The organism is Halobacterium sp. CBA1132, assembly GCF_001485535.1.
GTDB lineage: Archaea > Halobacteriota > Halobacteria > Halobacteriales > Halobacteriaceae > Halobacterium.
Genome location: NZ_BCMZ01000001.1, coordinates 934,648 through 957,192, shown reverse-complemented (window position 1 = coordinate 957,192; position 22,545 = coordinate 934,648). Strand labels below are relative to the sequence as shown.

The 22,545-nt window shown below is 62.0% G+C and carries 33 protein-coding genes; 28 read left to right on the top strand and 5 right to left on the bottom strand.

Annotated elements, in window-relative coordinates; genetic code table 11:
• The first annotated feature begins 163 nt into the window (after window positions 1-163).
• The 10 genes from AVZ66_RS16155 (at window position 164) to AVZ66_RS16145 (ending at window position 9,815) form a co-directional block, all read left to right on the top strand.
• Window positions 164-316, top strand: coding sequence for a hypothetical protein (locus AVZ66_RS16155; protein WP_157575608.1), 153 nt, complete (start codon window positions 164-166; stop codon window positions 314-316).
• Window positions 313-1,026 carry a hypothetical protein gene (locus tag AVZ66_RS16150; RefSeq protein ID WP_157575607.1) on the top strand — a complete coding sequence of 238 codons (714 nt, stop codon included), beginning with the start codon at window positions 313-315 and terminating at the stop codon, window positions 1,024-1,026. The genes AVZ66_RS16155 and AVZ66_RS16150 overlap by 4 nt, the downstream gene beginning before the upstream one ends.
• Window positions 1,026-5,027, top strand: coding sequence for a hypothetical protein (locus AVZ66_RS05010; protein WP_058982399.1), 4,002 nt, complete (start codon window positions 1,026-1,028; stop codon window positions 5,025-5,027). The genes AVZ66_RS16150 and AVZ66_RS05010 overlap by 1 nt, the downstream gene beginning before the upstream one ends.
• Before the next feature lie 204 nt (window positions 5,028-5,231).
• Window positions 5,232-5,441 carry a hypothetical protein gene (locus AVZ66_RS05000; protein ID WP_058982395.1) on the top strand — a complete coding sequence of 70 codons (210 nt, stop codon included), beginning with the start codon at window positions 5,232-5,234 and terminating at the stop codon, window positions 5,439-5,441.
• A complete protein-coding gene (locus tag AVZ66_RS04995; RefSeq protein WP_058982393.1) occupies window positions 5,438-5,653 on the top strand; it encodes a hypothetical protein in 216 nt (71 codons plus the stop codon). Before AVZ66_RS05000 ends, AVZ66_RS04995 begins: the two co-directional genes overlap by 4 nt.
• Window positions 5,654-5,655: 2 nt before the next feature.
• Window positions 5,656-8,148 (top strand): hypothetical protein, encoded by a 2,493-nt coding sequence (locus AVZ66_RS04990; RefSeq protein ID WP_058982392.1) that lies wholly within the window; start codon window positions 5,656-5,658, stop codon window positions 8,146-8,148.
• Entirely contained in the window at window positions 8,149-8,523 is a 375-nt protein-coding gene (locus AVZ66_RS04985; RefSeq protein ID WP_157575606.1) for a hypothetical protein, read from the top strand.
• Between the two features lie 2 nt (window positions 8,524-8,525).
• Complete coding sequence (locus AVZ66_RS04980) at window positions 8,526-9,041, top strand: hypothetical protein (RefSeq protein ID WP_058982390.1); 516 nt, start codon at window positions 8,526-8,528, stop codon at window positions 9,039-9,041.
• A gap of 126 nt (window positions 9,042-9,167) precedes the next feature.
• Window positions 9,168-9,623, top strand: coding sequence for a hypothetical protein (locus AVZ66_RS04975; protein ID WP_157575605.1), 456 nt, complete (start codon window positions 9,168-9,170; stop codon window positions 9,621-9,623).
• Window positions 9,624-9,659: 36 nt separating this feature from the next.
• Entirely contained in the window at window positions 9,660-9,815 is a 156-nt protein-coding gene (locus AVZ66_RS16145) for a hypothetical protein (RefSeq protein WP_157575604.1), read from the top strand.
• Between the two features lie 95 nt (window positions 9,816-9,910).
• On the opposite strand, the gene AVZ66_RS15630 is transcribed toward AVZ66_RS16145, so the two are convergent.
• Entirely contained in the window at window positions 9,911-11,224 is a 1,314-nt protein-coding gene (locus AVZ66_RS15630; RefSeq protein WP_082678773.1) for a hypothetical protein, read from the bottom strand.
• A 170-nt stretch (window positions 11,225-11,394) separates the two neighbouring features.
• Here AVZ66_RS15630 and AVZ66_RS04965 point away from each other — a divergent pair, with 170 nt between their 5' ends.
• Complete coding sequence (locus AVZ66_RS04965; RefSeq protein WP_058982385.1) at window positions 11,395-11,637, top strand: hypothetical protein; 243 nt, start codon at window positions 11,395-11,397, stop codon at window positions 11,635-11,637.
• A 2-nt stretch (window positions 11,638-11,639) separates the two neighbouring features.
• Here AVZ66_RS04965 and AVZ66_RS04960 read toward each other — a convergent pair whose 3' ends face one another.
• Complete coding sequence (locus tag AVZ66_RS04960; RefSeq protein ID WP_058982383.1) at window positions 11,640-12,050, bottom strand: hypothetical protein; 411 nt, start codon at window positions 12,048-12,050, stop codon at window positions 11,640-11,642.
• Between the two features lie 66 nt (window positions 12,051-12,116).
• Window positions 12,117-12,389 carry a winged helix-turn-helix transcriptional regulator gene (locus AVZ66_RS04955; RefSeq protein WP_157575602.1) on the bottom strand — a complete coding sequence of 91 codons (273 nt, stop codon included), beginning with the start codon at window positions 12,387-12,389 and terminating at the stop codon, window positions 12,117-12,119.
• 221 nt (window positions 12,390-12,610) lie between these two features.
• On the opposite strand from AVZ66_RS04955, the gene AVZ66_RS04950 reads away from it, so the two are divergent.
• The 11 genes from AVZ66_RS04950 to AVZ66_RS04905 are packed head-to-tail and all read left to right on the top strand — an operon-like array spanning window position 12,611 to window position 16,276.
• Complete coding sequence (locus AVZ66_RS04950; protein ID WP_058982381.1) at window positions 12,611-12,841, top strand: hypothetical protein; 231 nt, start codon at window positions 12,611-12,613, stop codon at window positions 12,839-12,841.
• Window positions 12,831-13,310: a PadR family transcriptional regulator gene (locus AVZ66_RS17120; RefSeq protein WP_082678772.1), complete on the top strand. Its 480-nt coding sequence runs from the start codon at window positions 12,831-12,833 to the stop codon at window positions 13,308-13,310. Before AVZ66_RS04950 ends, AVZ66_RS17120 begins: the two co-directional genes overlap by 11 nt.
• Entirely contained in the window at window positions 13,310-13,822 is a 513-nt protein-coding gene (locus tag AVZ66_RS04940) for a hypothetical protein (RefSeq protein WP_058982379.1), read from the top strand. The genes AVZ66_RS17120 and AVZ66_RS04940 overlap by 1 nt, the downstream gene beginning before the upstream one ends.
• On the top strand, window positions 13,822-14,391 hold the full coding sequence (locus tag AVZ66_RS04935) for a hypothetical protein (protein ID WP_058982377.1): 570 nt from the start codon (window positions 13,822-13,824) through the stop codon (window positions 14,389-14,391). Before AVZ66_RS04940 ends, AVZ66_RS04935 begins: the two co-directional genes overlap by 1 nt.
• Window positions 14,388-14,765: a hypothetical protein gene (locus tag AVZ66_RS04930; protein ID WP_157575601.1), complete on the top strand. Its 378-nt coding sequence runs from the start codon at window positions 14,388-14,390 to the stop codon at window positions 14,763-14,765. The genes AVZ66_RS04935 and AVZ66_RS04930 overlap by 4 nt, the downstream gene beginning before the upstream one ends.
• Complete coding sequence (locus AVZ66_RS04925) at window positions 14,755-14,973, top strand: hypothetical protein (RefSeq protein WP_157575600.1); 219 nt, start codon at window positions 14,755-14,757, stop codon at window positions 14,971-14,973. Before AVZ66_RS04930 ends, AVZ66_RS04925 begins: the two co-directional genes overlap by 11 nt.
• The gene (locus AVZ66_RS04920; protein WP_058982371.1) at window positions 14,966-15,238 is read left to right on the top strand and encodes a hypothetical protein; all 273 of its coding nucleotides are present in this window, start codon (window positions 14,966-14,968) and stop codon (window positions 15,236-15,238) included. Before AVZ66_RS04925 ends, AVZ66_RS04920 begins: the two co-directional genes overlap by 8 nt.
• Complete coding sequence (locus AVZ66_RS04915) at window positions 15,235-15,543, top strand: hypothetical protein (RefSeq protein WP_058982369.1); 309 nt, start codon at window positions 15,235-15,237, stop codon at window positions 15,541-15,543. Before AVZ66_RS04920 ends, AVZ66_RS04915 begins: the two co-directional genes overlap by 4 nt.
• The gene (locus AVZ66_RS04910) at window positions 15,540-15,791 is read left to right on the top strand and encodes a hypothetical protein (RefSeq protein ID WP_058982367.1); all 252 of its coding nucleotides are present in this window, start codon (window positions 15,540-15,542) and stop codon (window positions 15,789-15,791) included. The genes AVZ66_RS04915 and AVZ66_RS04910 overlap by 4 nt, the downstream gene beginning before the upstream one ends.
• Entirely contained in the window at window positions 15,781-16,056 is a 276-nt protein-coding gene (locus tag AVZ66_RS16140; protein WP_157575599.1) for a hypothetical protein, read from the top strand. The genes AVZ66_RS04910 and AVZ66_RS16140 overlap by 11 nt, the downstream gene beginning before the upstream one ends.
• The gene (locus AVZ66_RS04905; RefSeq protein WP_058982365.1) at window positions 16,046-16,276 is read left to right on the top strand and encodes a hypothetical protein; all 231 of its coding nucleotides are present in this window, start codon (window positions 16,046-16,048) and stop codon (window positions 16,274-16,276) included. Before AVZ66_RS16140 ends, AVZ66_RS04905 begins: the two co-directional genes overlap by 11 nt.
• A gap of 219 nt (window positions 16,277-16,495) precedes the next feature.
• Here AVZ66_RS04905 and AVZ66_RS04895 read toward each other — a convergent pair whose 3' ends face one another.
• Entirely contained in the window at window positions 16,496-16,741 is a 246-nt protein-coding gene (locus tag AVZ66_RS04895; RefSeq protein WP_157575598.1) for a hypothetical protein, read from the bottom strand.
• 188 nt (window positions 16,742-16,929) lie between these two features.
• Here AVZ66_RS04895 and AVZ66_RS04890 point away from each other — a divergent pair, with 188 nt between their 5' ends.
• The 6 genes from AVZ66_RS04890 to AVZ66_RS04865 all read left to right on the top strand — a co-directional run bounded on the left by AVZ66_RS04890 (window position 16,930) and on the right by AVZ66_RS04865 (window position 22,211).
• Window positions 16,930-17,211, top strand: coding sequence for a hypothetical protein (locus AVZ66_RS04890; protein WP_058982359.1), 282 nt, complete (start codon window positions 16,930-16,932; stop codon window positions 17,209-17,211).
• A 177-nt stretch (window positions 17,212-17,388) separates the two neighbouring features.
• On the top strand, window positions 17,389-17,766 hold the full coding sequence (locus AVZ66_RS04885; RefSeq protein WP_058982356.1) for a DUF5805 domain-containing protein: 378 nt from the start codon (window positions 17,389-17,391) through the stop codon (window positions 17,764-17,766).
• Window positions 17,763-18,827, top strand: a complete 1,065-nt coding sequence (locus tag AVZ66_RS04880; RefSeq protein WP_058982355.1) for a tyrosine-type recombinase/integrase — start codon at window positions 17,763-17,765, stop codon at window positions 18,825-18,827. Before AVZ66_RS04885 ends, AVZ66_RS04880 begins: the two co-directional genes overlap by 4 nt.
• Window positions 18,828-19,029: 202 nt before the next feature.
• Entirely contained in the window at window positions 19,030-20,013 is a 984-nt protein-coding gene (locus AVZ66_RS04875; RefSeq protein ID WP_058982353.1) for an ABC transporter ATP-binding protein, read from the top strand.
• Window positions 20,010-20,897: an ABC transporter permease gene (locus AVZ66_RS04870; protein ID WP_058982351.1), complete on the top strand. Its 888-nt coding sequence runs from the start codon at window positions 20,010-20,012 to the stop codon at window positions 20,895-20,897. Before AVZ66_RS04875 ends, AVZ66_RS04870 begins: the two co-directional genes overlap by 4 nt.
• A 33-nt stretch (window positions 20,898-20,930) precedes the next feature.
• Complete coding sequence (locus AVZ66_RS04865; RefSeq protein WP_058982349.1) at window positions 20,931-22,211, top strand: hypothetical protein; 1,281 nt, start codon at window positions 20,931-20,933, stop codon at window positions 22,209-22,211.
• Here the strand turns inward: AVZ66_RS04865 and AVZ66_RS04860 are convergent, their stop codons facing one another.
• Entirely contained in the window at window positions 22,212-22,517 is a 306-nt protein-coding gene (locus AVZ66_RS04860) for a putative quinol monooxygenase (RefSeq protein ID WP_058982347.1), read from the bottom strand.
• Window positions 22,518-22,545 lie beyond the last annotated feature (28 nt).

Sequence of the window (22,545 nt, the reverse complement as noted above, 5' to 3'; positions counted from 1 at the left end):
CGGTCAACCCACGACACTTGCATGGCGACGAGATTCGGTACCACGCCGGGACGAACCTCTATCTCGTTGCTAAGTCCGGTCGCCTCGTCACGGTGGTGCCGGCGGACCGCCCGGATGCTCCGAGGCCAGGACAGCCCTACTCGGGAAGCGAGGGGATCGATGCATGAGTAGCCGCAGTCCACAGTTTAGGCTCGTCGTCGAGGAGAACTACAGCGAGCGGACGCTCATCGAGGACGATAGTCTCGAGAACGTGCTCGAGCAAGCGGCTGAGAAGGCTGGCCGCGGCGACCTTTGGGAGGTGCTTGAGGACCTATGAGTCTCCGAGACCGCATCAAGTCCGCCGTCCAGAGTGTGCAGAGCAAGACCTCTGGAGCTTCCGACCGCGCTCGCGAGACTGCGAAAAACGTCGAACTGACTGAAGAACAGCGACAGGCTGCTGCACGAGCACGGGAGCGAGCCGCAGCTGCCGCCGCAAGCGCTCGGGAAACCGGGCCGGTTGGCAACACTGTCGGCCCTGCTCGTGGCAAGCCGAAGACTCGGACCGAGGAGATGTTCGCACGAGCGCAGAACGCTGCAACCGCGGGTGCGCCGTTCAAGGCATCGATAGACCCGACTCCGAACGAGATGGAGATGTGGTCGTTCGCAGCCGCTGGCGACGTCGGACAGCCGACGCGCTACGAAGGCGATGGCCAGGGCGTAGACTGGGACGATAATCCAGAGCATCTCGACACGCCTGATGAGGTCCGACAGGATCTCCGCGCGGACGGTCTTGATCCGATGGATGTGGCGTCCGAGCAAGACGCCCAGTTCGGTCATATGCTCGTCCACGCGTACGAAGACGATTCTGACCGCGGTGGTCGGAGCCCCGAACAACTGGAGGCTGAACACGACATGACTGTTGCCGCACTTATCGACCACGAAAACGAGCACGACACGCCCATGGACTCACACCCCTTCGAATTCGCCGACCCGTTCGGTGCTGCCAGCGATAGTAGTGCTGATGAAACGATGAAGGGGTGGTTCTAATGTCGGACGATGACGTTGACAGCGCCGATGGATGGGGCGAGAGCAGTCCCGACCCGCCGGACACGGGCGAGCCGGGGGACGTTGATAGCGCCGAAGGATGGGGCGAGAGCAGTCCCGACCCGCCCGAAACAGGCGAGCCGGGGGACGCCGACAGCGCCGAAAATTGGGGCACGAGTGACCCTGTTGATTACGACGACTCGGGCGGCTCTGATGATACGAGCGACTCTAGCGGTGGCGACTCTAGCGGCTCAGACGACAACGACGCGCCGGAGCCGTCGACCCCGCAGGGGCCTACTGGGACGCAGCCCGATGGCTCAGACCCGCCAAGCCAGGATGACGGCAGCGATGGCGGCAGCGATGGCGGCAGCGACCTGAATACAGTTGAGCCAGGGCCGCCTACTCCTCCCCAGGATGGAGGCGATGGTACGGGCACAGGCACGGACACAGGCTCGGACGGCCAGGACGCTGACAACCCGTCCGATCCGCCGGACACGGGCGAGCTGGGCGACGTTGATAGCGCCGAAGGATGGGGCGAGAGCAGTCCCGACCCGCCCGAAACAGGCGAGCCGGGGGACGCCGACAGCGCTGAAGGATGGGGTAACCCACAGTTAACATCTGAGCAGGCCGCAGAAGCCATCGCGCAGGATGTTGAGGGCGTCTCACAGGACGACCTGAGGTTCGTCGACGGCGAGTTATCGAGGGGGTCGCAAGAAGAGCTCGGGCAGGCTGCCCTGGAGGAATCGCTGGGAGAGCAGACCGCCCAGGACCTCCAGATTGACCAAGAGTTCACGTACGACCCGACAACTGGAGAAACAGAACTCACGCCGTACGGCCAGAAAGAACTCGTTCGCAGCCAAATTGAAGAGTCCAACCTTGGAGACCTTGAACCAGGGGAAGACTTTGAAGTTACGTACAACTCGGACGCCACGAACGCATCCGGCAATGGAGAGTCCGGGGGGAGTCCTGTTGATGTCTCGCTCACGGAGTCGGGGCAGGAGGCGGTCGCGCAAACACAGCAGGACCTTCGCGCGGCCGCAGCGGCAGCGACATCCGGGAGTGGAGAGCTCGCGCGAAACACCGACGCAACCGACTTCGCAGCGTTCGACGACGCAATCGCTCAGATAGAGCAGCGTGTCGAAGAAGCCAACCCCGGTACGGATGCCGGGGAGGACTTCGACGTCGGCATCAACGAATCCGGCGAGTACACTGTCGATACAACCGAGGAGTACGACCAGCGACAGCGCGAGCAAGCGAACGAAGCAATCGCTGAACAGGCTCGTAGCGAAGGCATCGATCCGGAACGCCTCGAAGCGGAGACTGGACGCGATATCGACGACGACGGAACCACGACCACTTCCGAACAGTACCTCGCCTCACAAGTCAACGACGCCTTCGACGAAGACCTCCAGCGTGGCCGCGACTACGAGCTCGTCGAGGAAGACGGTAGCCTACAACCCGAATTCACTGAAGAAGGGCTTGAACGCCTCCAGTCCAATCAGCAACCAGGTCCCCGCGCTGGCCCGCGCGAACGGACAGAATACGTCGCTTCCGGATTCCTCCGGTCGGGCGACAAAGCCCTCGAATCAATTCGAGAAGGCGACCTCGCTGGCGTCGGTGACGCACTCGCCGGCTCGTTCGATGACGCAATCATCAACGCCGCCCGAGAGTCCGCTACCGAAACCACTCCACACGCAAACATGGTCGTGGGTAGCGATGAGGAAGCGGCTGAGGCACGAGCGAACAAGGAAGCGGTCCTCGCTGCCCGCGCCGAACAGGGCTGGGAGGACATCACGAGCGGGCGACTTCCCTCGACGAGTGAGGTCGGTGCGCTCCTCTTCCAAGCCGGCGAAGTCACCGAGCGCAGCATCACGAACGCCGCCCGTACTATCGAGCAGAACAGTCCCACCCACGGCATGGGGCCAAAGGTCGGCAACGAAGCCCTCGGGAGCGTTCCCGGCAACGTCGTCGGCGGCATCCTCGGCGGCATCGGCATGGGGATCGGAGCGGGACTGCAGGTCGGTCCAAGCACCGTTGCCGACGCGACAGACCCGGACGTCAAGACGGATGGACAAACTCCCTCGGAGATCACTGGTGCGGGAGACATCGCATCGAACGTCGCTGAAAGCCAAGTCAAAATGGCCACGCAGCGTCCTCTTTCGACGGCAGCCCTCTTCGCTGCGCCTGCTGCAGAAGCCGGCGCGCGCGCAATCAAGGGGTACCGAACTGGACGCGGAAAAGTAATCGACGCGGAACGAATCACGACCGAGGCCGGCGCGGAGGGGAACGTCCCCGAGTTCCGGACCTCGAGGGACGCGCCGATGTCAAAAGCGGTCCGAGAAATTAGAGAGCGGGCTGCGGAACAGCCAGACATCATCCAAGAAGGCGCGGGCGCCGAGCGCGTCCTCTACCATACGACACCGGAACGACTCGGGCGAGAGGTCAGGGTTCGTGAAGGCGGCTCTGAACTCCCCGGGCTGTGGGCCGCCCCCGACGCAAACCCTGTCGGTCTCCGGAACACCAACTTCGGATCGACATCCCGGAGTGCCCTAGAATCGCTGCGGCCACGGAAACCCGACTTGAGTACCACCCCCGACCGAGTCGCTGCAATCGAAAGCTCTCGGATTGAAGGGATGCCGGACTGGGCGCAAGGCTCCGGATACGAAGTTCGTGGTGCAAACGGTGGTGTCCTTCAGCGTGGTCTGTCACGTGGCCGTGCGAAGAAGCTCGCCGAGCAAATCCCGGGCGACACCACTGTCGCACCCGACCAGACAACCGGGGGCTACCAGTTCCTCGACCAGCAAGCAGAACCCGGGACCGCATACGTGCGGCCAACAGGTAGCCGAACGACCGAACTAGAGGCAGTTTTCGGCCCGGAAACACAGCTTGCTCGGACAACTGAAGGGCCTTCCGTGAATGTGCGATTCGGCGGGCGCGAAATCGACGTCCCATTCACAAGCCGGTCGATGACTATTGGCGGTGAAATCACGCCTGTTGATTTCTACCGCCGCACAGCACAAAAATCGAGCGCGGAGACCGCGTCAACAACCAGTAGCGGCGTGAAGACTGCGGCTGAAGTACAGTCCGAATACACGCCGCTCGGTGAAACCGGGGCACCAACAGGAACGCCCGTGACGAACTACGGCCTAGTGTTCGGAGACGTGATGGCTGGCACCAGTAGTTCGACGGCTGGTACGCGCTCCGGGGGTTCGGAAACGTCCACACGAGGAATCACGACCAACCGACAGAGGACGACTGTCGAGTGGGAAAACGACGTGGTCGGGGACTACACCGATCCACTGGACGAAATTGAATCCTCCTCGATGACCGCGACATCCGAAGGCGGGACTTCGACCAGTACAGCTACGACCAACACCACCACAACGGAGTTCACAACGGCGACCGGTGGGTCGTCGTCGAGAGGCGATAGTGAGGGCGGGGCTGAACTGGTCGAAACCGGTGGACAAACGACTTCCCCGACGGAAGAGGCGGCGAGTCCGGAACCCACGGAGGTCACGCCACAGGCACCGAGTAGCCCAACGGTGGCCCCGACCGGCTTCGACAGCTCCGGAACCAGCATCTTCGAATGGTCGTCCCAAACCGGAAGCGATGGACGGGGATGGTGGACCAGCAGCGTTACGCAGTCTTCGACCCGGAGCCCGAAGCGACCACGCCGTGACGAGGAAACGGAAGGTGGTCTCGACCTACAACTCGGGCTGGATATCGACACCGGAGCCGGTGAACGACCGACGCCGAGCAACCCCGGATGGATTAACAAGTTCGTGGTTGCTCTCGCTGGCGGCGGTATCGAAGCACGGTCCGCGCCCGAGAACATCGACGAGCTAGCTGACGACCAATTCGTGCCTCGACCACTCCCGACCGAAGGCCAGGTCAGTCCCGGTGAGGGACTTGCTGGCGGTCTGGACGCCGTCGAGGACCTGTTCTTCGTCGGCGACGATGACAGCGAACAATCCACGGATTCAGACTGGGGTGGGTGGTTTTGAACCCATACGAGATCTGGTTTGGGCTCTTCGCTATTCTCGGCGTCGCCGTAGTCGCGCCTGTCTGGATGTTCTACGTCGACAGCTACCTCACGGGGCAGCCCGTGATGCAGCTGCTTTCGACGGCAGTCCTGCCGATCACGGCGATGCTGCTGGTGACCAGTTGGCTACAGCCGGAGTGACCTAACCATGAAACCACCAAAGCGTATGGACAACCGCGGCGCCCTCCAGTACAGCGACATCATCATGGCGTTCGCCACACTCGTCGCTATCGCGGCTGTCTCACCGTGGCTGTTCAACGCCATCGACAAACTCCAAGCTAACGTCGATCCGCTCACCGCGGTAATCCTCGGTGCGACGCCTGCGCTGTTCGTCATCGCGTTGATCCTCTCCATCGGGGTGAGTGCACGGACATGACTCGTCGAGCCCAACTGACGATCCCCGATGTCGTCTACGGTGCAGCAGCACTGCTCATCCTCAGCGCGCTCGCGCCCGTGGTGTACCAGTTGCTGAATCAGAATGCAGGCGACTTCCGTATAGGCACGACGATGCTCTGGCAGCTCGTCGTTCCGGGAATGGTGATGACGCTCCTCATCGTCATCTTCTCGACCGCTGTCGGGGGTCGATAACTATGACAAGATACGTCTCACTCTCCGTCGGCGCCGTGCTCGCTGTTCTCCTCACCCTCCTTGCAGCAAGTGCGGTGCCAGTCTCGGCCGCGAACACATCGATGGCGGCGAGTGATGGGTTAGTCGTGGGCTCTACTCATAACACGGACTCCGACTTCCAGTCGGGCACGCTGACGAATTTCACAACAAGCGGCACCGGTAGCAACGCCACCCTCACGCTTGCTGATGGAGAGGTGATCGATTCCTTCGAGGATGGTAACCTCGATGAATACACGGGCGATACTGCCGACTGGACGACGACAACCAACCAGTCGACGGATGGTTCACGCAGCCTCTACTCCGACGCATACTTCGACACGCAGACGTACACCATTCAATCTGGTAGCGGCCTGCCTGCGTATCCGCAACCAGGAAATACGTGGTCGTTCGACTACCGCGCAAGCGGGCCCGCCGGCACGACCATCTGGTTTGGCCCGAACTCCTCAACGCACTACAACCTGATTCTCAACTCGAAAACCGAGGTTATCAAACTCGGGTCTACCGAATCCAGTAACGAACTTGATTCGGCCTCGGTCACCATCCCAGACAACGAGTGGCTTAGTGTCGACGTCGACTGGGCGACCAACGACACGATGTCTATTACCGTCACGGATAGCACTGGAGCGACAGTCGCGACGCTCACTGGTCAGGGCTCAATATCCTCCGGAGGATTTCTCGCGTGGTCGGCGTTCGGTGACGCAGGTGCCGAACGCTGGATAGACAACGCCGCCACCGGTGTTGTCTCGCCCGACTCTGCGCAGTACATCTCACCACTGCACGGCGTGAGCAACGCGGAGGAGGCCGCAATCAACGTGACGGCGTTCTCGAACGTCTCGGTGGAGGCAACCGTTCAAACCGATGGTGGCACGGTCTTGAATCAGTCCTCACTATCTGGTACGGGGAACCAGACGCTGGCGTTAGCGGAGACATCCAGTGACGAGTTGGAGACGGTACTGGATGTGTCCGTGACGGGGTCGAACCCTGAGTTCTCGGTCGGCGACGAATCTATCCTGTTCACTAATCACCAGCCGCAGGTCAGTAACCTCTCGCCAGCAGATGGTGCGGAGTTGACCGACGAGAGCGTTGAGTTCACTGCCGACATCTCGGACGAGGACTTCCAGACCGCACAGGGAGATTCTGTTGAAGCACGCCTCTTCGTCGACGGCGAACAGGTCGGCTCGCAAACCGTCACCTCCAACCAAACCGTCTCAGTCACGCACAACATCACCCAAGGGGGAGCCCACGAGTACTATTGGGAGCTGCAGGACGAGTACGGCTCCGGTGTTGATGTGACGACGGATACGTTCACGCTGAACACGCCGTCTGAGCTTGACATCTACAATATCACCTCCGCACAGACTGAGACGCCGGAACTCGTTGATAACGCATCCGTAGAGGTGCGGATGTACCAAGGAAACACGATCTACGAGCGGACTGCCGAGAACGGAACAGTTGACCTCTCGGGTATCTCGCCGGCAGAGCCGTTCGTCGCAGTTGTCGACGCTCCCGGCTACTACAGCCGCCGTATTTTCGTCGAAAGCCAGTACGACCGCCAACGGGTGTACCTCCTGCCCGATAACCGGACGAGGGTCGACGTCATCTTCAATCTCCAGGAGTACACCGGCAAGTACCCGCAGGATGACACCATTCTGCAAGTGCAACGCGCGATAAACGGCTCCTGGGAGACCGCGCTCGGGGACTATTTCGGCGCAAACGCGCAGTTCCCGGCGACATTGGAGTATAACACGCGCTACCGCCTTCGATTAGTGAATATCGAATCCGGGGAAAGTCGACTGCTCGGGTCATTCACTCCAATTACGTCGAGCACGCAGAACGTCGTCGTTGCGCCGAGCGGCGATGTCAACGTCACCAGCCTCGACGCTGTGTGGGAGCTGATGGAGACTAAGTCGATGCCCGCGACTAGCGTGCCATTTAACGCGTCGCTCCAGACGGGTAATGCCGATATCCAGTCGTGGAATGTCACGGTCAGCTACGTCGAAAATGGCACCACTCAGCAACTCTATCACGCAAATTCATCGACTGCATCGAGTCAGACGGTGGAGACAGAGCTAAATCTCAGCGAGAAGGCAGGCGGCGAGGTCCACGTTGTCGCTTCCTACAAGGTCGAGGGCGGAACAGTGCAGACGTTCACTCGCTCGTACCGTGTGAGCGAGTACTTCGCCAACGGAAACGCGTTGATTCCGTCGCTGACGCAGTTCGTGTCGCTGGTCCCTGAGGGGAACCAACCAGCGTTCACGACGTTCCTCGCCATGATGCTGACGGTGCTCGTGACCTCAGGCGTGATGTACACCACGCCGATGTCAACGGAGATTGCCGGGATGCTGGCGTGGCTGCTGATTGCTGGCTTCGCTATCATCGGCTGGGTGAGTTACGAGATGGTGTTCGTCGCCGGCGTTGCCGCGGGGAGCCTCGTATACCTCCGGAGGCCGATATAAATGCGATTCAGTAACATCATCATGGCGTACTTCGTCATCGGCGCCGTCATGTTCGGCGGCGGCGCTATCCAGTGGAACGAATCCGGCGCCGCCCAGTTCTTCGTGTCGAACAACAGCGGCGACGTCTCCGGCGCTGATCAAGCTGCAAGCAATCTTGGCGGCATCGGCGGTGCGATTCAATCAGTCATCGATATGTTCGCAGGCCCGCTCATCATCGTCTGGAACCTCATCGTCGGCCTACTCTCGTTCATGCACTGGCCGATCATCGTCCTTGAGTCAAACAACGCCCCGCCCAGCGTCACGATCCTCCTGGGTGGTGCGTTCGTCGTGGCGTTCTACATGAGTCTCATCGGGCTGGTAACCCGGAGTGCATAGCCATGATTCAACGCAAATCAATCGTAATGGCTGGTGTGTTGGTCGGAATCATCGGAGCGTTCATCGTCTTGTCGACGATGGGAGCGGGCTCTGTTGCTGCCCAAGAAACAACGACAACCACGAACACGTCCGAAATCGAGAACAATAGCCAGTACTACAACGGGTCAAAGGACGTCAACAGCGGCCCCTGGTTCGATGGTATCGGAGATGCGTCACTCGATTCCCTCGGACAGATGGCGACGCGCCTCGAGACGTTCTTCATCGGAACGGGAACCCAGGATCCATCCGGAACCGGCTTCCAAGGCGCGCTACTGACCGGCGTAATCATGGCTGCAGCTCTCGTCGGGTCAGTTGCCAGTATCGGTGTCGGCCCAGTCGGCGGCAGCGTCATCGCCGTCGTTGTCGGATACGGCATGACTGAAGTCGGCCTCGCGCCCAACTGGTTCCGTATCCTACTGTTGTTTGCAATCGGCATCATCGCGTTCGTCTCACTCACGAACGTCATGGAGGGACGGTAGATGCCACCACATCCGGGCTCTGGCGTGGGTGGACCAGCACCGAATTCGCCAGTTCCGGATGGTGCTGGCTGGGTCGCCGATCTCGTGTTTAGTCCGCCGCCTGGCGTGAATCAAGGGTTGAAGGTGGTGGCGTTGGTCGCAGCGGTCATCGTTGCGTACCGAGTCTACCAGTGGGGTGGCGTGCCGGTCGACGCGCAACGCGAGATGCAGATCATCATCGCGCACATCGTCGCCATCACCACGGCCTCGCTGGCCGCCGTCAACCTCTTGTCGCTACCCTACCACTACGATGTTCTCGCTGGCGTCGCTGTAGGGTCTGGCGTGGTGATTGCTGTGCAGACGCACGTCGTGCAGCGGTTCATCCCGGTATCTAGTGACCGGGAGGGTGTCGCAGCCGGCTGGTTTGTACTGGCGCTCGCCGCGATGCTGTCGCCGATGGTCGCTGCATCCACGGGGAATTCTGGCCTCCAGCTGGTGAAGGTCCGGTTCATGCTCGCCGGCTTCGCAACCGGCCTGCTCACCTATAACGCTCGTATCCTCATCGACGAGCAGTCAAACACCGACGAAGCAACCGCAACGTAACGTAGATTTAACAGCCAACAAGCAGTACGGTACAGTATGCCAAGCCTGAAACAGTGGATAATCATCGTTGCCGTCACGCTCTTCGTCACGGGGAGCAGCCTAAACCCTCTCGCAGGAATCTTAGGCGGCGTCATAGCCTACGCCGCCGCAGTAGGATACAACGGCAAAGGCATTTGGAGTGCTCTTCGATAATTTACAGCACGCGCGAAGTGCCGGGGCTGTTGCACACGCCAATCCTGTGAAATGAACGTGGGGGTCTGAGCGGTGGTCGGTCGCGCTCAGTATAGTTATTCCCCAGAATCCTCATAGAGGCTATCATCGGATGGAGTGGAGATGTTTGCTTTAATCCACTCCCAATCATTGAACGGTTTTCCGTCACTAAGAACGACTTGATCCACGTTGTAATTCATTGCAGAGTGGTACTCTGTGCTACTGTACTTTCTTGAGTCAACTCCATCAAATTCGTCACTTGACAGGCCAAGGCTATGCCCGAGTTCATGCATAACTGTTGACTCGATATTTGGATTTTCGGCGGTTTGGACAACCATAACACCATTAGTTGCTAAGCCAACAGTTTCTGTACCTAAGGTGGGCGCAGATATCTTATTTTCTTTAACTCCTTGAGCAAGAAGGAGGTAATGATACCCATCTCCCTTGTGTTCGAAATGGTCCTCGTAGAACGAGGAAATCATATCATTTCCGCCACCTATAGAAGTAGACCAGTATACAGTTCTCCGTAACAAATCTGTATCACTCACTTCAAAATGGACGTTTATTCCATGTTCCGCGAATTTGTCCCGTATTTCAGTAAAGGACGGCTCATACTCCACTACACTCAGCTGGTCAACCTCGACGTAGATGTCTTTCTCCGTCGGATTCGAGTCTGGCAAGTTATCTGACTTGACTTCACGCCCATCCTCAAATCCATCCCCATCGGTGTCCGGTTCGGTCGGATCTGTCCCAACCTTCAATTCACGGCCGTCATCGAGGCGATCCTCGTCTGTATCTGACTCTGTGGGGTCAGTCTCGCCATTCACTTCCGTCGGGTCATCAAGCCCGTCGTCGTCAGTGTCCACAAGCGTCGGGTCTGTCCCCAGCTCGTGCTCGCGGGCGTCGTCCAGCCCATCGCCGTCCGTGTCTGCGTCGGTCGGACTACTCCCCAGTTCAACTTCCTGCCCGTCGTCGAGGTCGTCGCTGTCCGTGTCCGCCTCCAATGGGTTCGCGCCGACGTCAAGTTCAGCGCCGTCATCGAGCCCGTCGCCATCAGTATCCGCATCCATCGGGTCGGTTCCCTCGTCTACCTCGACGATGTCGTCAAGACCATCATCGTCGGTATCGGCTACGGTTGGGTCTGTCCCGAGGTCGGCTTCACGCCCGTCATCAAGACCATCACTGTCAGTGTCGACTGCGGTCGGATCTGTCCCGAGGTCTGCTTCACGACCGTCGTCGAGCCCGTCGCCGTCCGTATCGGCCGTCAGTGGATCAGTCCCATCCTGTAGTTCGGTGACTGTGCGCCGGTTGTCTCCATCGAGGTCTGCAGCTGCAACGCCGCCCCCTGCGAGCACGACGACTACGAGCGCCGCGACAAGATAACGTCTCATACATGTCTTTCGAACGTGGGGGAGTTAGTTGTAATGAACCAGTAGTGAAAGTGGTCTGTCGTCGTTCATGCGTCTGACGGCGTGTAGCGCCAGTATGGTGCTTTCGTCAGGTTCTACTTTCACTTCGGGTACGACTATCACCTAAGTAGGTACCAGTTCCACCACGGTGTATGTCGAGTCAGGAAGCACGACTCACTATCGACACCGACGACGAAATCCAGCGCTGGCGCTACCGCTGTCCTCGAGGGCATTCGCAATTTGAGCCGACGAACCATCACTGGTACTGTACCGCCTGCGCGCGCAGTCACGACGACGTCGACCCTGAGTTCACGGAGCTCGTCGACAAGCAGACTGGCGAAGTCTACGAGCGCGACGAAGTCAACATCAAGGGCTACCGTAGCAAAACAGCATGAGGCTAACTCCTCTCAGTACTGTCGGACCAGCTGTCCGGGTCACGGCTGGGCGTTCCACCAGTAGGCTCGACTGGGGTCAATTCGGCGGTTGCGTCGAAGTCCTTGAGCGCGGCCTTGTAATCGTCTTCAGTCGCGTCTCCGTTTTCGAGGTCCTCCAAAGTCCTAGCGAGTTTCTTCGCACGCTTGAGCTCGCTCCGGTCGAGCTTCATGTAGTTATTGCAGATCGGGCAAACAAGCTCGCCACGGCTAAACCACGGTATCAGCGGAATCCAGAAGATGTGTGCCCAACTCCGCCACTTCAACGCGTGCAGATACACGTCGTTATCGCAGTTGTTGCAGTGCGCTGGATACGCCGGCCCGTAGACCTTGTCACGAACTTTCCTCCCGAAGATGATGAAGGCAAGCGCCAGCATAGAGATATTCTCTCGCGGTTGGGTGTTAAATCTACTCTCCAGCAAGCCCGTCTCGTAATAGTGGCGCTACGTCTCTTTTCCGTTCCAATTAGAAATCATGTCTTCGTCGCTCTGCAAAAAGTCCCTACCGGCGTCAGTCAGCCACCAAGCGTTCGCGTTTCCGAGGTTCTTCGAGGCGAGCAAGCCGGCGTCTTCGAGAGCGTCGAGGCGTTTGTAGGTGCCACCCTGACTGTAGGAAAGCACCTCAGATACTTCGACGGTAGAGAGAATTGGCTCGTCAGAATCCGCGAAGATGGCGAGAATTTCGCGGTCTGTTGTGTCGGGTGGACGGCCGGCCATATGGTTACTCTGCTCGCCCAGCCCATAAATTATCATACTCCTGTTATTAGTTCTCTGTTCATTCTCAAGAATAGACAAAGAATTAAGTGGCTGGTCATTCCAATTACGTCTAACGAGGTACCCCGCGGACTCGCTACTACCCGGGTCCATTCGAAACAGAAGCGGACCCCGCTGTCGAGGCAGCGGGCCCGCACGGGACCTCGTATCAGGGTACGAGACCCATGGAAGAAAACAAACCAAGCGCGCAAAAGCGTTCCGACGACGCATCGAGCGAAGAACCACCGACGGTCGAAGCTGTCGAGACGATTCGCGACAGCCACAACGACTTCCTCGGCCTCGCAGTCACCGCGAGCGAGGGCGACCTCGAAGCGTTCCGCGAGGAAGCCGCCGACATCCGGCTCGCACTCAGCGAGGCCGAGACTCTCCTGGAGGACGCTAACAATGAATCCTGAAACCTACCAGCGCAGCGAGCGCGCTGTCTACAACGTCGCGCAGACGCACCTGAACGAATTCGAAGCCGAACGCGTCGACCTCTACCCAGAGGACACCGACGACGGCCAGCGCCTAGTGGCCGACGGTGGCGTCGACACCGCCGTCTGGTACGACGAACTCAACGCGTTCCAGCGCGACGTCCTCCGCGGTATCCGCGCTATCGAGCAGCGCCCCGAAGACCAGTCCGGCCTCAACATCAAGCGCGAACTCGAAACGTGGTACAACGCCGAAATTAACCACGGCCGCCTGTACCCGAACCTCGACATCCTCGCGAACAAGGGCCTCGTCGAGAAGGGGAAGCTGGACAACCGCACGAACAAGTACGAACTCAGCGACGAGGGGCGGCGACTGCTCGAGGCGACCGTCGCGCTCGACACGCAGCTCGTCACCGAGAGCACGCTCGCGCCACGCGCCGGAGGTGACGACTGATGCCCCACTACGAATGTGGGAACTGCGGGCGCACGGACTTCGACTCGTTCTCCAGCCTCCAGGACCACGACTGCGAGGAGTGGACCGACGACGACCCGGACGGTGGCGCGACGCCGCCACTCGTCGCCGACGGCGGCGTCACCTCGAAGTACACGAACCCGACCGGCCCAGGCTACCGCGGCGTCTACTCCGCAGACGGCTACACCGTCGAGGTGTCGGTCGCTGCGATGGCGCACATCGACTGGACCACCGACACGGACGTCGTCGCCATCGACGACGAGAACGAAGCGGGCGTCCAGCTGGTCGAGAAGACTGCGGGCTGCGAGACCATCGGCACCGCGAAGATGCAGAACCGCGGCCACGGCCTCCTCGTCCACGTGCGTCCTGCGGCACTCCGGTCGCTCGAGGACTTCGAGAGCGGCGAGGACGTCCGCGTCTACGAATACGACGCTGGGCTCACGCTCGTCCCACGCGAGAACGACCCCTTCGTTGCAGATGGAGGTGACGCGTGATGTCCGACTGCCTCGAATGCGGCCGCGACTGTCAGGGCGCGCGCTGTGAGCTCTGCAGCGTCGAGCACAACGCTCCCGATACCAGCGACCTCGACGACTACGAGTGCCCCGAGTGCGGCGGCCCGACGAGCGGCGAAGGCGTCACGTGTTCGGTCTGCCGGAGCGAGAAGGCGCGCGCCGACGGCGGTGAGGAGTTGCACGGAACTACCGAGCAGAAAGACCAGTACTCGGACGTCGTCGAGGTCACGCTGAGCGAGTACAACAGCGTCGAGCTCGACTCCCAGCTGCTGAGCGTTTCGATGCTGGACCCGCAGGACGCCGACTTCGGCGTGACCGTCCACCGGGACGGCCCGGACGTCGCGCTCGCAGCAGGCACGGTCCGGGAGATCGACCGCGAGGACGACCGGCCGCACTTCCACACTTACCACAGCCTCAGCATCGAGCAAGCGCGGGAGATCGCTGACGGCCTTCACGCGGCCGCCGACGAAGCCGAACGCGTCCTCGAAGAGGCAGAGGAAGACGAGAAAGACAGTGATTCCCGCGGTTTCCTACGGAGGTTGATGTCATGAGTCAGAACACCGACAGCGATGGGTCCACGGCAGTCTCTCCTCAGTCAGCGACTGAGGCGATGGTTGAACTGGTGAAGGAGAAAGAGCGCGTCCAGTCCGAAATCGAGGACACCGGGCCGGAATCGGTCGACCGCTCTCACCTTGAAGGCGTCAACGAGGGACTGAAGCGCGCCCTCGATGCCTTCGAGGACGTCCACAAGTTCGACCTGCCGGAGTGGCAGATCGCCATCGAGGACATGGACGGCGAGTGGGAGTGGTACTACCCGCACGCACTGACGCGTGAGGACGCCATCGAGCAAGCGATGGCCGAAGCGAAAGACGAGCTCGGCGACGCGCTCAACGTCTACGAAGTGGGTGGTCCCGTTGCCCAGTGAGCAAGAGAGTGCGGGAGATGATCGGCCTCAGGCTGCCACGCGCCGGCCCGAGGAGGCGCGGAAGGTCTGGGCGGAGGTCTACCCGGGCGGCGACGTGATGATCGAACTCGGCGGCATCGACTGCGACAAAGAGCTGTACCTCATGTCGGGCGAAGCTGGTGCGCTTCGTGAGGTCCTCGACGAGCTGGAGGTGGGCGAAGATGAGTGATACAGATGCTGCTATCGAGCGGTCCACCGAACCGGCAGACTACCGGGCGGTCGTCGAGGACGTCCTCGGCCGCCACTTCGAAGATCGGACGTTCAACATCGAGGACGGTGTCGTCTGGGTGAGCGGTCAGAACGCCCACTGCCGGAGTGTCGCCGAGCAGATGGCCCACCGCCTCGTCCAGTGCGACGTTCCCTGTGGTCTTGTCTACGACGACGAGCACGCGCCGTACGGCGGCGTCCAGTTCAACTACGGTGAGAACGCATGAGCGATACAGCAGAGTGTACCGCTCAGCGCCTTCCGTGGGGCGAGATTACGGAGGTCTGCAATTGGGCCTCCGGGGCTCTCGTTGGCATCGTGCTATCGTCTGCCGTCACCGTCGAGATCGGGCGCGCGCTACGGGACGCAGGAGCGTCTTGGCCTGCAGTGCTGGCTGGACCAATTCTGGCCTGGATGATTGCGTTCCACTACGGCGCGACGATGATGCGAGAGAAGCAGATGACAGTGAAGTTTGCCGTCGTGGCGCTCGTTTACGGCGGTATCGCACTTTACCTGGGGGTGCTACGAGCGTGACTGCGGAGGACGGGCAGGCAATTCCGCATATCACGCGTCCGAGCCCGCAGGAACACCTGATGGCGGGTGACCTGCCGGAGCTGCCGAACGGCATGGCGACGGTCGCCCGCGTCAAGCACCCCGATGGAGATGTGGTGAAGCGTGCCCGGATCGAGGAGCACGGAGCGCTTGTCTCCGTGGAGATGGACCAGCACTTCGTTCCTCGTGACTGGGAGGTAGTCGGCGTGGGGTGGTACGATGACGAGTGAACGAGACGGCCGTGGAGGTCCGCACCACGACCTCGTTGAAGCAATCGCGTTGATAGACGCGGCGGCGTCACGACTGCACAGCCTCGGAGGAGAGCAGGAGATGAGCGTCGGCCCCGCGCTTGCGGACGTGGAGACACTCCGAGAGACGGCGCTCAGGCAGGCGAAGGGGTACGGCGTCGTCAGCGAGGACACTCCGCTAGCGGAGCTTCGCCACGAGGCCCGTACTGAGGTAAACGTCGAGGTGCTATCCTCCGATGGCGAGTGAGGACTTCGACCGCGGAGACCTGCAGCTGCGGGAAGCCGCGTACGCAATCGTTCCGACTGCTCTCGGAGTCGGTGCGTCGTTCGCCATCATCAGCATCGCTGGGGAGTTTGAGACAATCGAAGGCGGTCTCGTGACGTTGCTCTTCGGAGCGACGCTGTTCTTCCTCAGCTGGATGTGGTGCTTCTCGACGCTGAGTTCGGGAGGTGAGGACAGTGAGTAGCGAGGGATCTTCGCAGCAGAATCCGCAGACGTTCATGGGAGGCCTGAGCCGTGTGGAGGTCTTCCTGCTCGGTCTCTCCGTGGGGATGATCCTCTGCATCGTCCTCCTGGCCGTGTTCAGCAACGGTAGCATCTACGCAGACCCCTGCCAGGGGTCGGAGGTGTGCCTATGACGAGTGCGCAGTCCGAGAAACGTATTCCTCGCTCGACGAGCTCGCGTTCACTCGACGCGGCGATAGGTGACCGTGTCGTTCGCGTGCTTGACGCGCTCGACGTCACCTTCCTCGACGAGGAACTCCAGGCGGTTTCGGACCGTTCCCCGGCTGGGGTCGTATTCGTCTTCGAACTCGACGACGAGATCGGCGACGACGTAACAGCGGTTGACGTCCATCTCGTCGAGGACTTCGTCCGGTTCGGGCGGTTTTCGAGGACGCGGCACGTCTGTGGCTGTTCCTTCTGGGGCCATAGTCTTAGCCATACGGGGCAGAACCATAGTTCTTGCCCGCGTGGGGAAGAACTAAGAGGGCTTAACCACATGGCCAATAACGTGGTTGGTAACCCCGTATGCACCCGCCCGGCCCCCTCGGGAACATATAGCGACATGCGATTTACATCTGGCCGCGCGAACGCGGCTCCACGGAGTGAGAACAATGCATGACCAACCACGACACCAACACAAACGCCGACGAAGACGACCAGCACAAGCCGCCTGGCCGCTCACGAGAGTACTACCGCCAGCAAGACCCCAACTGGCTCACAGACGTCGGCGCCGACCGGGTCGTCAACTACTACACCCTGAGCTACACGCGACACGAACTCCTGCTCGAGATTGCGGACCGAGTCGGCTTCGAGGTCGAGGAGGATCGCGACCGGCTCACGAAAGAGCAGCTCGCACAGATACTCGTCTGGATGCGCGCCGTCGAGGGGACAGTCTAATGATGCCAGATAGCACTACGAGACTGAGCGTTATATTCCCGGAATCTGGTACACATAACCCCCGTTCAGTCAATCTGGCACCGCAAACCCCCACCCAAACCAGCCCCGCAGACAAGTATAAAGACCCTTATCGGTGTGTACGGAACACTGAAGTTCCCGGGCGGAGATGCGGGGAGTATGGCTGGTGACGACCGCGCGGTCGTGAAGACGTACGTGCCCCGCGAGCAGAAATCCGAGTGGAGCGAGCACGCCGACGAACTGGACATGTCCCAGAGCGAGTACCTGCGGACGATGGTTCAGGCCGGGCGAAGCGGCTTCCTCGACGACCGCGAGGAGGGCGGTTCTGGGGACGCTTCCCCTGGGGGTAGTGACCTCGAAGACCGGGTCCTCGAATCGGTGTCTGCGGCGGACGTCGTGTCGTGGGACCAACTGGTCTCGGAGCTCTCGGGGGACTTCGAGGACCGCCTCGACGACGCGGTGCAGTCGCTGGTCGAGCGAGGGGCGATTCGCCACGACCCGCGGCAGGGCGGCTACGTCCGCCGGGAGGACCAATGAGCGAGCGCGCCGCCGACACCGGCCGGAGCCACGACACCGACGACCCCATCGAGTACTTCCTCGAAGACATGGCCTACCACGGGAAGTCCGAGCGCACGCGAGAGGCCTACGGTCGCGTCCTCCGGCAGTTCGAGGCGTTTCTCGCCGAGTCGGGCGTGTCGCCGGCCGACGCTGACCGCCGTGACTGTCTGGCGTGGGTGCACGAACTCCGCGGCGACCACGCGGACAGCACGGTCGCGACGTACGCTTCCTACCTCAACCGATTCTACGGGTACATGACCCAAGTCGGGGAGTTCGACGGGAACCCGATGACGCTGGTCACCCAGGAGATGGACGAAGCCATCGACACCGACCCGACCCGCCGGGAGGTCTCAATCGAGGGAATGCGGTCGTTCGTGGCCGGTATCACGCACCCGCTGGAGCGCGCGGTCGTCCTCGCGCTGTTGAAGACGGGACTGCGCGTCGGTGAACTCTGTAATCTCGACGTTCGCGACCTCTCACTGGCCGCGCCCGAAGTCGAGGCCGTTTACGACCTCGGAACGCGCGCGCAACTGGACGGCCGTCCGAACACGCTGTTCGTCGACCCGGACGTGAGCCGCGGCGCGGTGACGAACGGCGAGGAGCGGACGGCGTCGAACAAGCGCAAGCGTGCGACACTCGTGCCCGTCGACGAAGAGCTGAAGGCCGCACTCGTTCGCTGGCTGGCGATACGCCCGGATACGCCGTCGCCGGCGGAGCCGCTGTTCGCGAGCACGCGGGACGCGTGGGGGCAACGGCTCACGCCGGAGATGGTGCGGTCGTTCGTCCGCGAGCACGCCGAGCGCGCGGGCTGGTACCGCAGCGGCGCGGACGCCGCCGAGAACGTCACGCCCCACTACTTCCGGCACTTCTTCACGACGCACCTCCGGGACCGCACCGGCGACCGCGGCGTCGTGAAGTACCTCCGCGGCGACGTCGCCGACGACGTCATCGACACGTACACCCACAACTGGGGCGACAGAGTGCGCGAGGTCTACCTCGCGAACGTGTACTCGCTGACCTACCGTTCGAACGGCAGCTAGTAAATTGTATGTCGCTATATCGAATCGGTGTCTGGATTTCGTTTCGGGTTTGTTGCTCAGACTGCGATAACACCGTTCTCGCGCCCTGCTGACAGTCGTTCGTGACTGCGCGTTCGTTCACTGGATGCCAGTTTCTCCTGCCACCGTGCTGAATGAATGTTCAATCAAAGCGTATATGGGCGCTCACTCCGTTCGAGCAGCCGTGAACGCAATCGACGCCCAGCACGTGAAACTGACGTACGCGGACGGGACCGAAGCCGTCCGCGACGTCTCCATGGAGATTCCGGAGGGCGAGTTCTTCGGGTTCCTCGGCGCGAACGGCGCGGGGAAGACCACGACAATCAAGGTACTCGTGACGCTCCTCCAGCCGAGTGACGGCACGGTCACCGTCAACGGCCACGACGTCGAAACCGAGCCCCGTGCAGTCCGGGAGTCCATCGGCTACATGGCCCAGGAGACGAGCATCGACCCCGAACTCACCGCCCGCGAGAACGTCCGGTTCGCCTGCGAGGCGTACGGCGTCTCCGCAGACGGCCGCCGCGAGCGAATCGACGAACTGCTGGACCTCGTGGACCTCGCGGACGTCGCAGATAAGCAGGCCAAGGACTTCTCCGGCGGGATGAAGAAGCGCCTCGACGTCGCGACGGCGCTCGTCCACGAACCGCCAATCGTCTTCCTCGACGAGCCGACCACGGGTTTGGACCCGAAGGCGCGCAACCGCCTCTGGGAGTACTTCGAGCGCATCAACGACCGAGGCACGACCGTCTTCCTCACGACCCAGTACCTCGAAGAAGCCGACCAGCTCTGCGACCGCCTCAGCGTCATCCGCGACGGGGAAATTGTCGCGTCCGGGTCGCCGGACGAACTGAAGTCCCGCGTCGGCGGCGCCGTCCTCGACATCGAGTTCGAGGACGCCGACAGCGAGACGCTCGAACGCGCTCGGGAGGTCGCCGCGGACGCGGACCTCTTCGAAGACGCGGAGGTCGAAGTCACCGACGACGCGCTCAGCGTCCGGTCCGCGTCCGCCCGACGCAACGGGACAGACCTGCTCGTCGCGCTCGACGAAGCGGGCTTCGCAGTCACCGGGTTCAACGTCCGCGACCCGACCCTCGACGACGTCTTCCTCGCAATTACCGGCGAGGGCCTCGACGAAGACGACGCGCCCGCTGCGGAGGTGGCCGAATGAGCGACGAGAGCCAGCAGCGGGCGTCCGGCAACGGGTTCGCGCAGGACACGTGGATAAACCTCAAGCGGTGGGCGCTGAAGACGACGCGCAACCCGTTTGTGATGACTGTGTCGCTGTTGAACCCCATCATCTTCCTCGTGTTGTTCACGGAGGTGTTCGGGCAGATTACGGGCGGCGCCATCAGTCAGAGCCTCGGCATGGACGCCAGCTACATCACGTACCTCGTGCCCGCTATCGTCGTGCAGACGTCGCTCATCGCGGCGACGACGTCGGGCATCGGTCTCGTCGAGGACATCGAGAGCGGGATGTTCGAGAAGGTGCTCGTGTCGCCGATGCACCGCGGCGCGGTGTTCCTCGGGAAGTCGCTCTCGGAGGTGCTGCGCATCGTCGTGCAGACGTCGATAATCCTCGTTCTGGGCTACGTCCTCCTCTACGTGGACACGGGCGCCTCCGTCACCGAGTACGTCGCGACCGGCTGGCTGGGCGCGCTCGGCATCGTCGCCGTCGGCATCGTGTTCTCCGTGTGGTTCACGGCGTTCTCGAACGTGATGGCGCTGCTGACCCGCGACCAGGAGTCGACGATTATCGCGGTGAACCTCCTGCAGTTCCCGCTGTTGTTCCTGTCGAGCGCGTTCCTCCCGCTCGACATCCTCCCGGGCTGGGTGCAGACGGTCGCCGCGCTCAACCCCATCACGTACGGCGTCGACGCGGCGCGCGCGCTGATGTTCGGGCAGGACGTGATGACCGTCGTCGAGGTCACGAGCTTCGGCGGGATGTGGGACACGCTCGTCCCGGCGCTCGCCGTGCTGGCGGCCCTCGACCTCGTGCTGGGCGCGGTCGCGGTCCACTTCCTGAATCGCGCGTCCAGTTCGAAAGTCCAGTAGACCCAAGCCCCGCCGGACCGAATCTCCGGTCGAATGCCGCCCGCCGACAGGTCCCGCCGCGACGTGCTGAAGGCAGCTGTCGCCGCCGGTTCCACCGCCGCGCTCGCCGCCTGTGTGGACCTCGCGCCGGACGACTCGCCGCCGCGTGGCTCACCCGAGTCGAAGCCGGCACGCCAGCACGCGTGGAACGACCACGTCCGCACAGACGACGCCGGGAACGTCGAACTGCCGCGCCACCAGACACTGCTGTACCTCTCGCTGGACCGCACCGGCCCGCCCACCGAGGGCGACCGCGAGACCGTCGCGGACGCGCTCGCTGCGCTCGGTGAAGCCTACGAGTGGTCCAGCGACGGCCTGCTGTTCTCGGTGGCGTACTCGCCGTCGTACTTCGAGCGCTTCGACACTGACCTCAAAGGCGTCGACCTCCCCCGACCCGAACCGCTATCCCCGTTCGAGAGCCCCGAGTTCGACACGCAGGACGCGCTCGTCCACCTCGCCAGCGACCGCGCGGACGTCGTGCTGGAAGCCGAACACGCGCTCACTGGCCGAACCAAGACGGCAAACGGCGTCAACGCGACGGCGCTGACCGACGCCTTTTCCGTGGAGTCTCGTCGCACGGGCTTCGTCGGCGCGGGGCTGCCCGCCGACCACCAAGACGCCGAGGGCATCCCGGAGTCGAAGCCGGTGCCCGAGGAGTCCCCGCTGTTCATGGGATTCGCGGCCGGCTTCCGCGAGAATCAGGCGACCGAGGACTACGTCACGCTTCAGTCCGGGCCGTTCGCAGGGGGCACGACGAAAGTCGTCTCGAACCTCCGCCAGCGCCTCGACGACTGGTACGGCGAACAGGGCTACGACGAGCGCGTGATGGAACTGTTCAGCCCCGGCCACACTGCCGACGGCCTCGTGGAGGGCGTCGGGAACAACCTCGGCGCGAACAGTCGAGTGGACGACTACGTCGACGACATCGAAGCCCACGCTCGCGAGTACGGCCGCATCGGCCACGCGCAGAAGGCCGCTCGCGCGAACCGCGACAGCGAGGGCCGCGTGCGCGTGCTCCGCCGGCACTTCGAGTCCACCGACGACGTCGGCTCCGACCGCGCCGTCGCGAGCCTCCACTTCCCGTCGCTCCAGCGCGAGATTTCGACCTTCGAGGCGGTGCGTCGCGCGATGAACGGGACAGACGTGACCGAGGTGACGCCGGCGGTCCGCCAGCGCGTCAACAACGGCATCCTCGAATACGTCTTCGTGCGGCGCCGCGGCTACTTCCTCGTGCCGCCACGGGAGTCGCGCGCGCTCCCGAAACCGAATCCGTGACTACAGTTCGAGTTCGGTGGCGTCGCTGACGTCGAAGCGCAGGACTTCGGGTTCGCCGGCGAGCAACTCGGGGAGCTGGGCCTCGAAGCGCTGGAAGTGGTCGCTGTTCTCGTGGGCCTCTACGGCGGCCTCGTCCTCGTACTGCTCGAAGAACCGAATCAGGTTCTCGTCCTGCACGTCGACGGCCGCTCGGTAGTCGACGACGCCGTCCTCCTGATTCGACTCATCGACGAGGTGGTCCGCGAGTTCGAGCGCGTCCTCGCGTCGCTGCGGGTCGATGGGGAACGTCGCGTGGAGTACAATCATGCGTGCCGAGTTACCCGCTACCGACCGA

What these genes read in the sequence shown, in the direction of transcription:
- AVZ66_RS16155 (WP_157575608.1), top strand. Translation starts at nt 164, where the DNA reads ATGAGTAGCCGCAGTCCACAGTTTAGGCTCGTCGTCGAGGAGAACTAC.
- AVZ66_RS16150 (WP_157575607.1), top strand. Translation starts at nt 313, where the DNA reads ATGAGTCTCCGAGACCGCATCAAGTCCGCCGTCCAGAGTGTGCAGAGC.
- AVZ66_RS05010 (WP_058982399.1), top strand. Translation starts at nt 1,026, where the DNA reads ATGTCGGACGATGACGTTGACAGCGCCGATGGATGGGGCGAGAGCAGT.
- AVZ66_RS05000 (WP_058982395.1), top strand. Translation starts at nt 5,232, where the DNA reads ATGGACAACCGCGGCGCCCTCCAGTACAGCGACATCATCATGGCGTTC.
- AVZ66_RS04995 (WP_058982393.1), top strand. Translation starts at nt 5,438, where the DNA reads ATGACTCGTCGAGCCCAACTGACGATCCCCGATGTCGTCTACGGTGCA.
- AVZ66_RS04990 (WP_058982392.1), top strand. Translation starts at nt 5,656, where the DNA reads ATGACAAGATACGTCTCACTCTCCGTCGGCGCCGTGCTCGCTGTTCTC.
- AVZ66_RS04985 (WP_157575606.1), top strand. Translation starts at nt 8,149, where the DNA reads ATGCGATTCAGTAACATCATCATGGCGTACTTCGTCATCGGCGCCGTC.
- AVZ66_RS04980 (WP_058982390.1), top strand. Translation starts at nt 8,526, where the DNA reads ATGATTCAACGCAAATCAATCGTAATGGCTGGTGTGTTGGTCGGAATC.
- AVZ66_RS16145 (WP_157575604.1), top strand. Translation starts at nt 9,660, where the DNA reads ATGCCAAGCCTGAAACAGTGGATAATCATCGTTGCCGTCACGCTCTTC.
- AVZ66_RS15630 (WP_082678773.1), bottom strand. Translation starts at nt 11,224, where the DNA reads ATGAGACGTTATCTTGTCGCGGCGCTCGTAGTCGTCGTGCTCGCAGGG.
- AVZ66_RS04965 (WP_058982385.1), top strand. Translation starts at nt 11,395, where the DNA reads ATGTCGAGTCAGGAAGCACGACTCACTATCGACACCGACGACGAAATC.
- AVZ66_RS04960 (WP_058982383.1), bottom strand. Translation starts at nt 12,050, where the DNA reads ATGCTGGCGCTTGCCTTCATCATCTTCGGGAGGAAAGTTCGTGACAAG.
- AVZ66_RS04955 (WP_157575602.1), bottom strand. Translation starts at nt 12,389, where the DNA reads ATGGCCGGCCGTCCACCCGACACAACAGACCGCGAAATTCTCGCCATC.
- AVZ66_RS04950 (WP_058982381.1), top strand. Translation starts at nt 12,611, where the DNA reads ATGGAAGAAAACAAACCAAGCGCGCAAAAGCGTTCCGACGACGCATCG.
- AVZ66_RS17120 (WP_082678772.1), top strand. Translation starts at nt 12,831, where the DNA reads ATGAATCCTGAAACCTACCAGCGCAGCGAGCGCGCTGTCTACAACGTC.
- AVZ66_RS04940 (WP_058982379.1), top strand. Translation starts at nt 13,310, where the DNA reads ATGCCCCACTACGAATGTGGGAACTGCGGGCGCACGGACTTCGACTCG.
- AVZ66_RS04935 (WP_058982377.1), top strand. Translation starts at nt 13,822, where the DNA reads ATGTCCGACTGCCTCGAATGCGGCCGCGACTGTCAGGGCGCGCGCTGT.
- AVZ66_RS04930 (WP_157575601.1), top strand. Translation starts at nt 14,388, where the DNA reads ATGAGTCAGAACACCGACAGCGATGGGTCCACGGCAGTCTCTCCTCAG.
- AVZ66_RS04920 (WP_058982371.1), top strand. Translation starts at nt 14,966, where the DNA reads ATGAGTGATACAGATGCTGCTATCGAGCGGTCCACCGAACCGGCAGAC.
- AVZ66_RS04915 (WP_058982369.1), top strand. Translation starts at nt 15,235, where the DNA reads ATGAGCGATACAGCAGAGTGTACCGCTCAGCGCCTTCCGTGGGGCGAG.
- AVZ66_RS16140 (WP_157575599.1), top strand. Translation starts at nt 15,781, where the DNA reads ATGACGAGTGAACGAGACGGCCGTGGAGGTCCGCACCACGACCTCGTT.
- AVZ66_RS04905 (WP_058982365.1), top strand. Translation starts at nt 16,046, where the DNA reads ATGGCGAGTGAGGACTTCGACCGCGGAGACCTGCAGCTGCGGGAAGCC.
- AVZ66_RS04895 (WP_157575598.1), bottom strand. Translation starts at nt 16,741, where the DNA reads ATGGCCCCAGAAGGAACAGCCACAGACGTGCCGCGTCCTCGAAAACCG.
- AVZ66_RS04890 (WP_058982359.1), top strand. Translation starts at nt 16,930, where the DNA reads ATGACCAACCACGACACCAACACAAACGCCGACGAAGACGACCAGCAC.
- AVZ66_RS04885 (WP_058982356.1), top strand. Translation starts at nt 17,389, where the DNA reads ATGGCTGGTGACGACCGCGCGGTCGTGAAGACGTACGTGCCCCGCGAG.
- AVZ66_RS04880 (WP_058982355.1), top strand. Translation starts at nt 17,763, where the DNA reads ATGAGCGAGCGCGCCGCCGACACCGGCCGGAGCCACGACACCGACGAC.
- AVZ66_RS04870 (WP_058982351.1), top strand. Translation starts at nt 20,010, where the DNA reads ATGAGCGACGAGAGCCAGCAGCGGGCGTCCGGCAACGGGTTCGCGCAG.
- AVZ66_RS04865 (WP_058982349.1), top strand. Translation starts at nt 20,931, where the DNA reads ATGCCGCCCGCCGACAGGTCCCGCCGCGACGTGCTGAAGGCAGCTGTC.
- AVZ66_RS04860 (WP_058982347.1), bottom strand. Translation starts at nt 22,517, where the DNA reads ATGATTGTACTCCACGCGACGTTCCCCATCGACCCGCAGCGACGCGAG.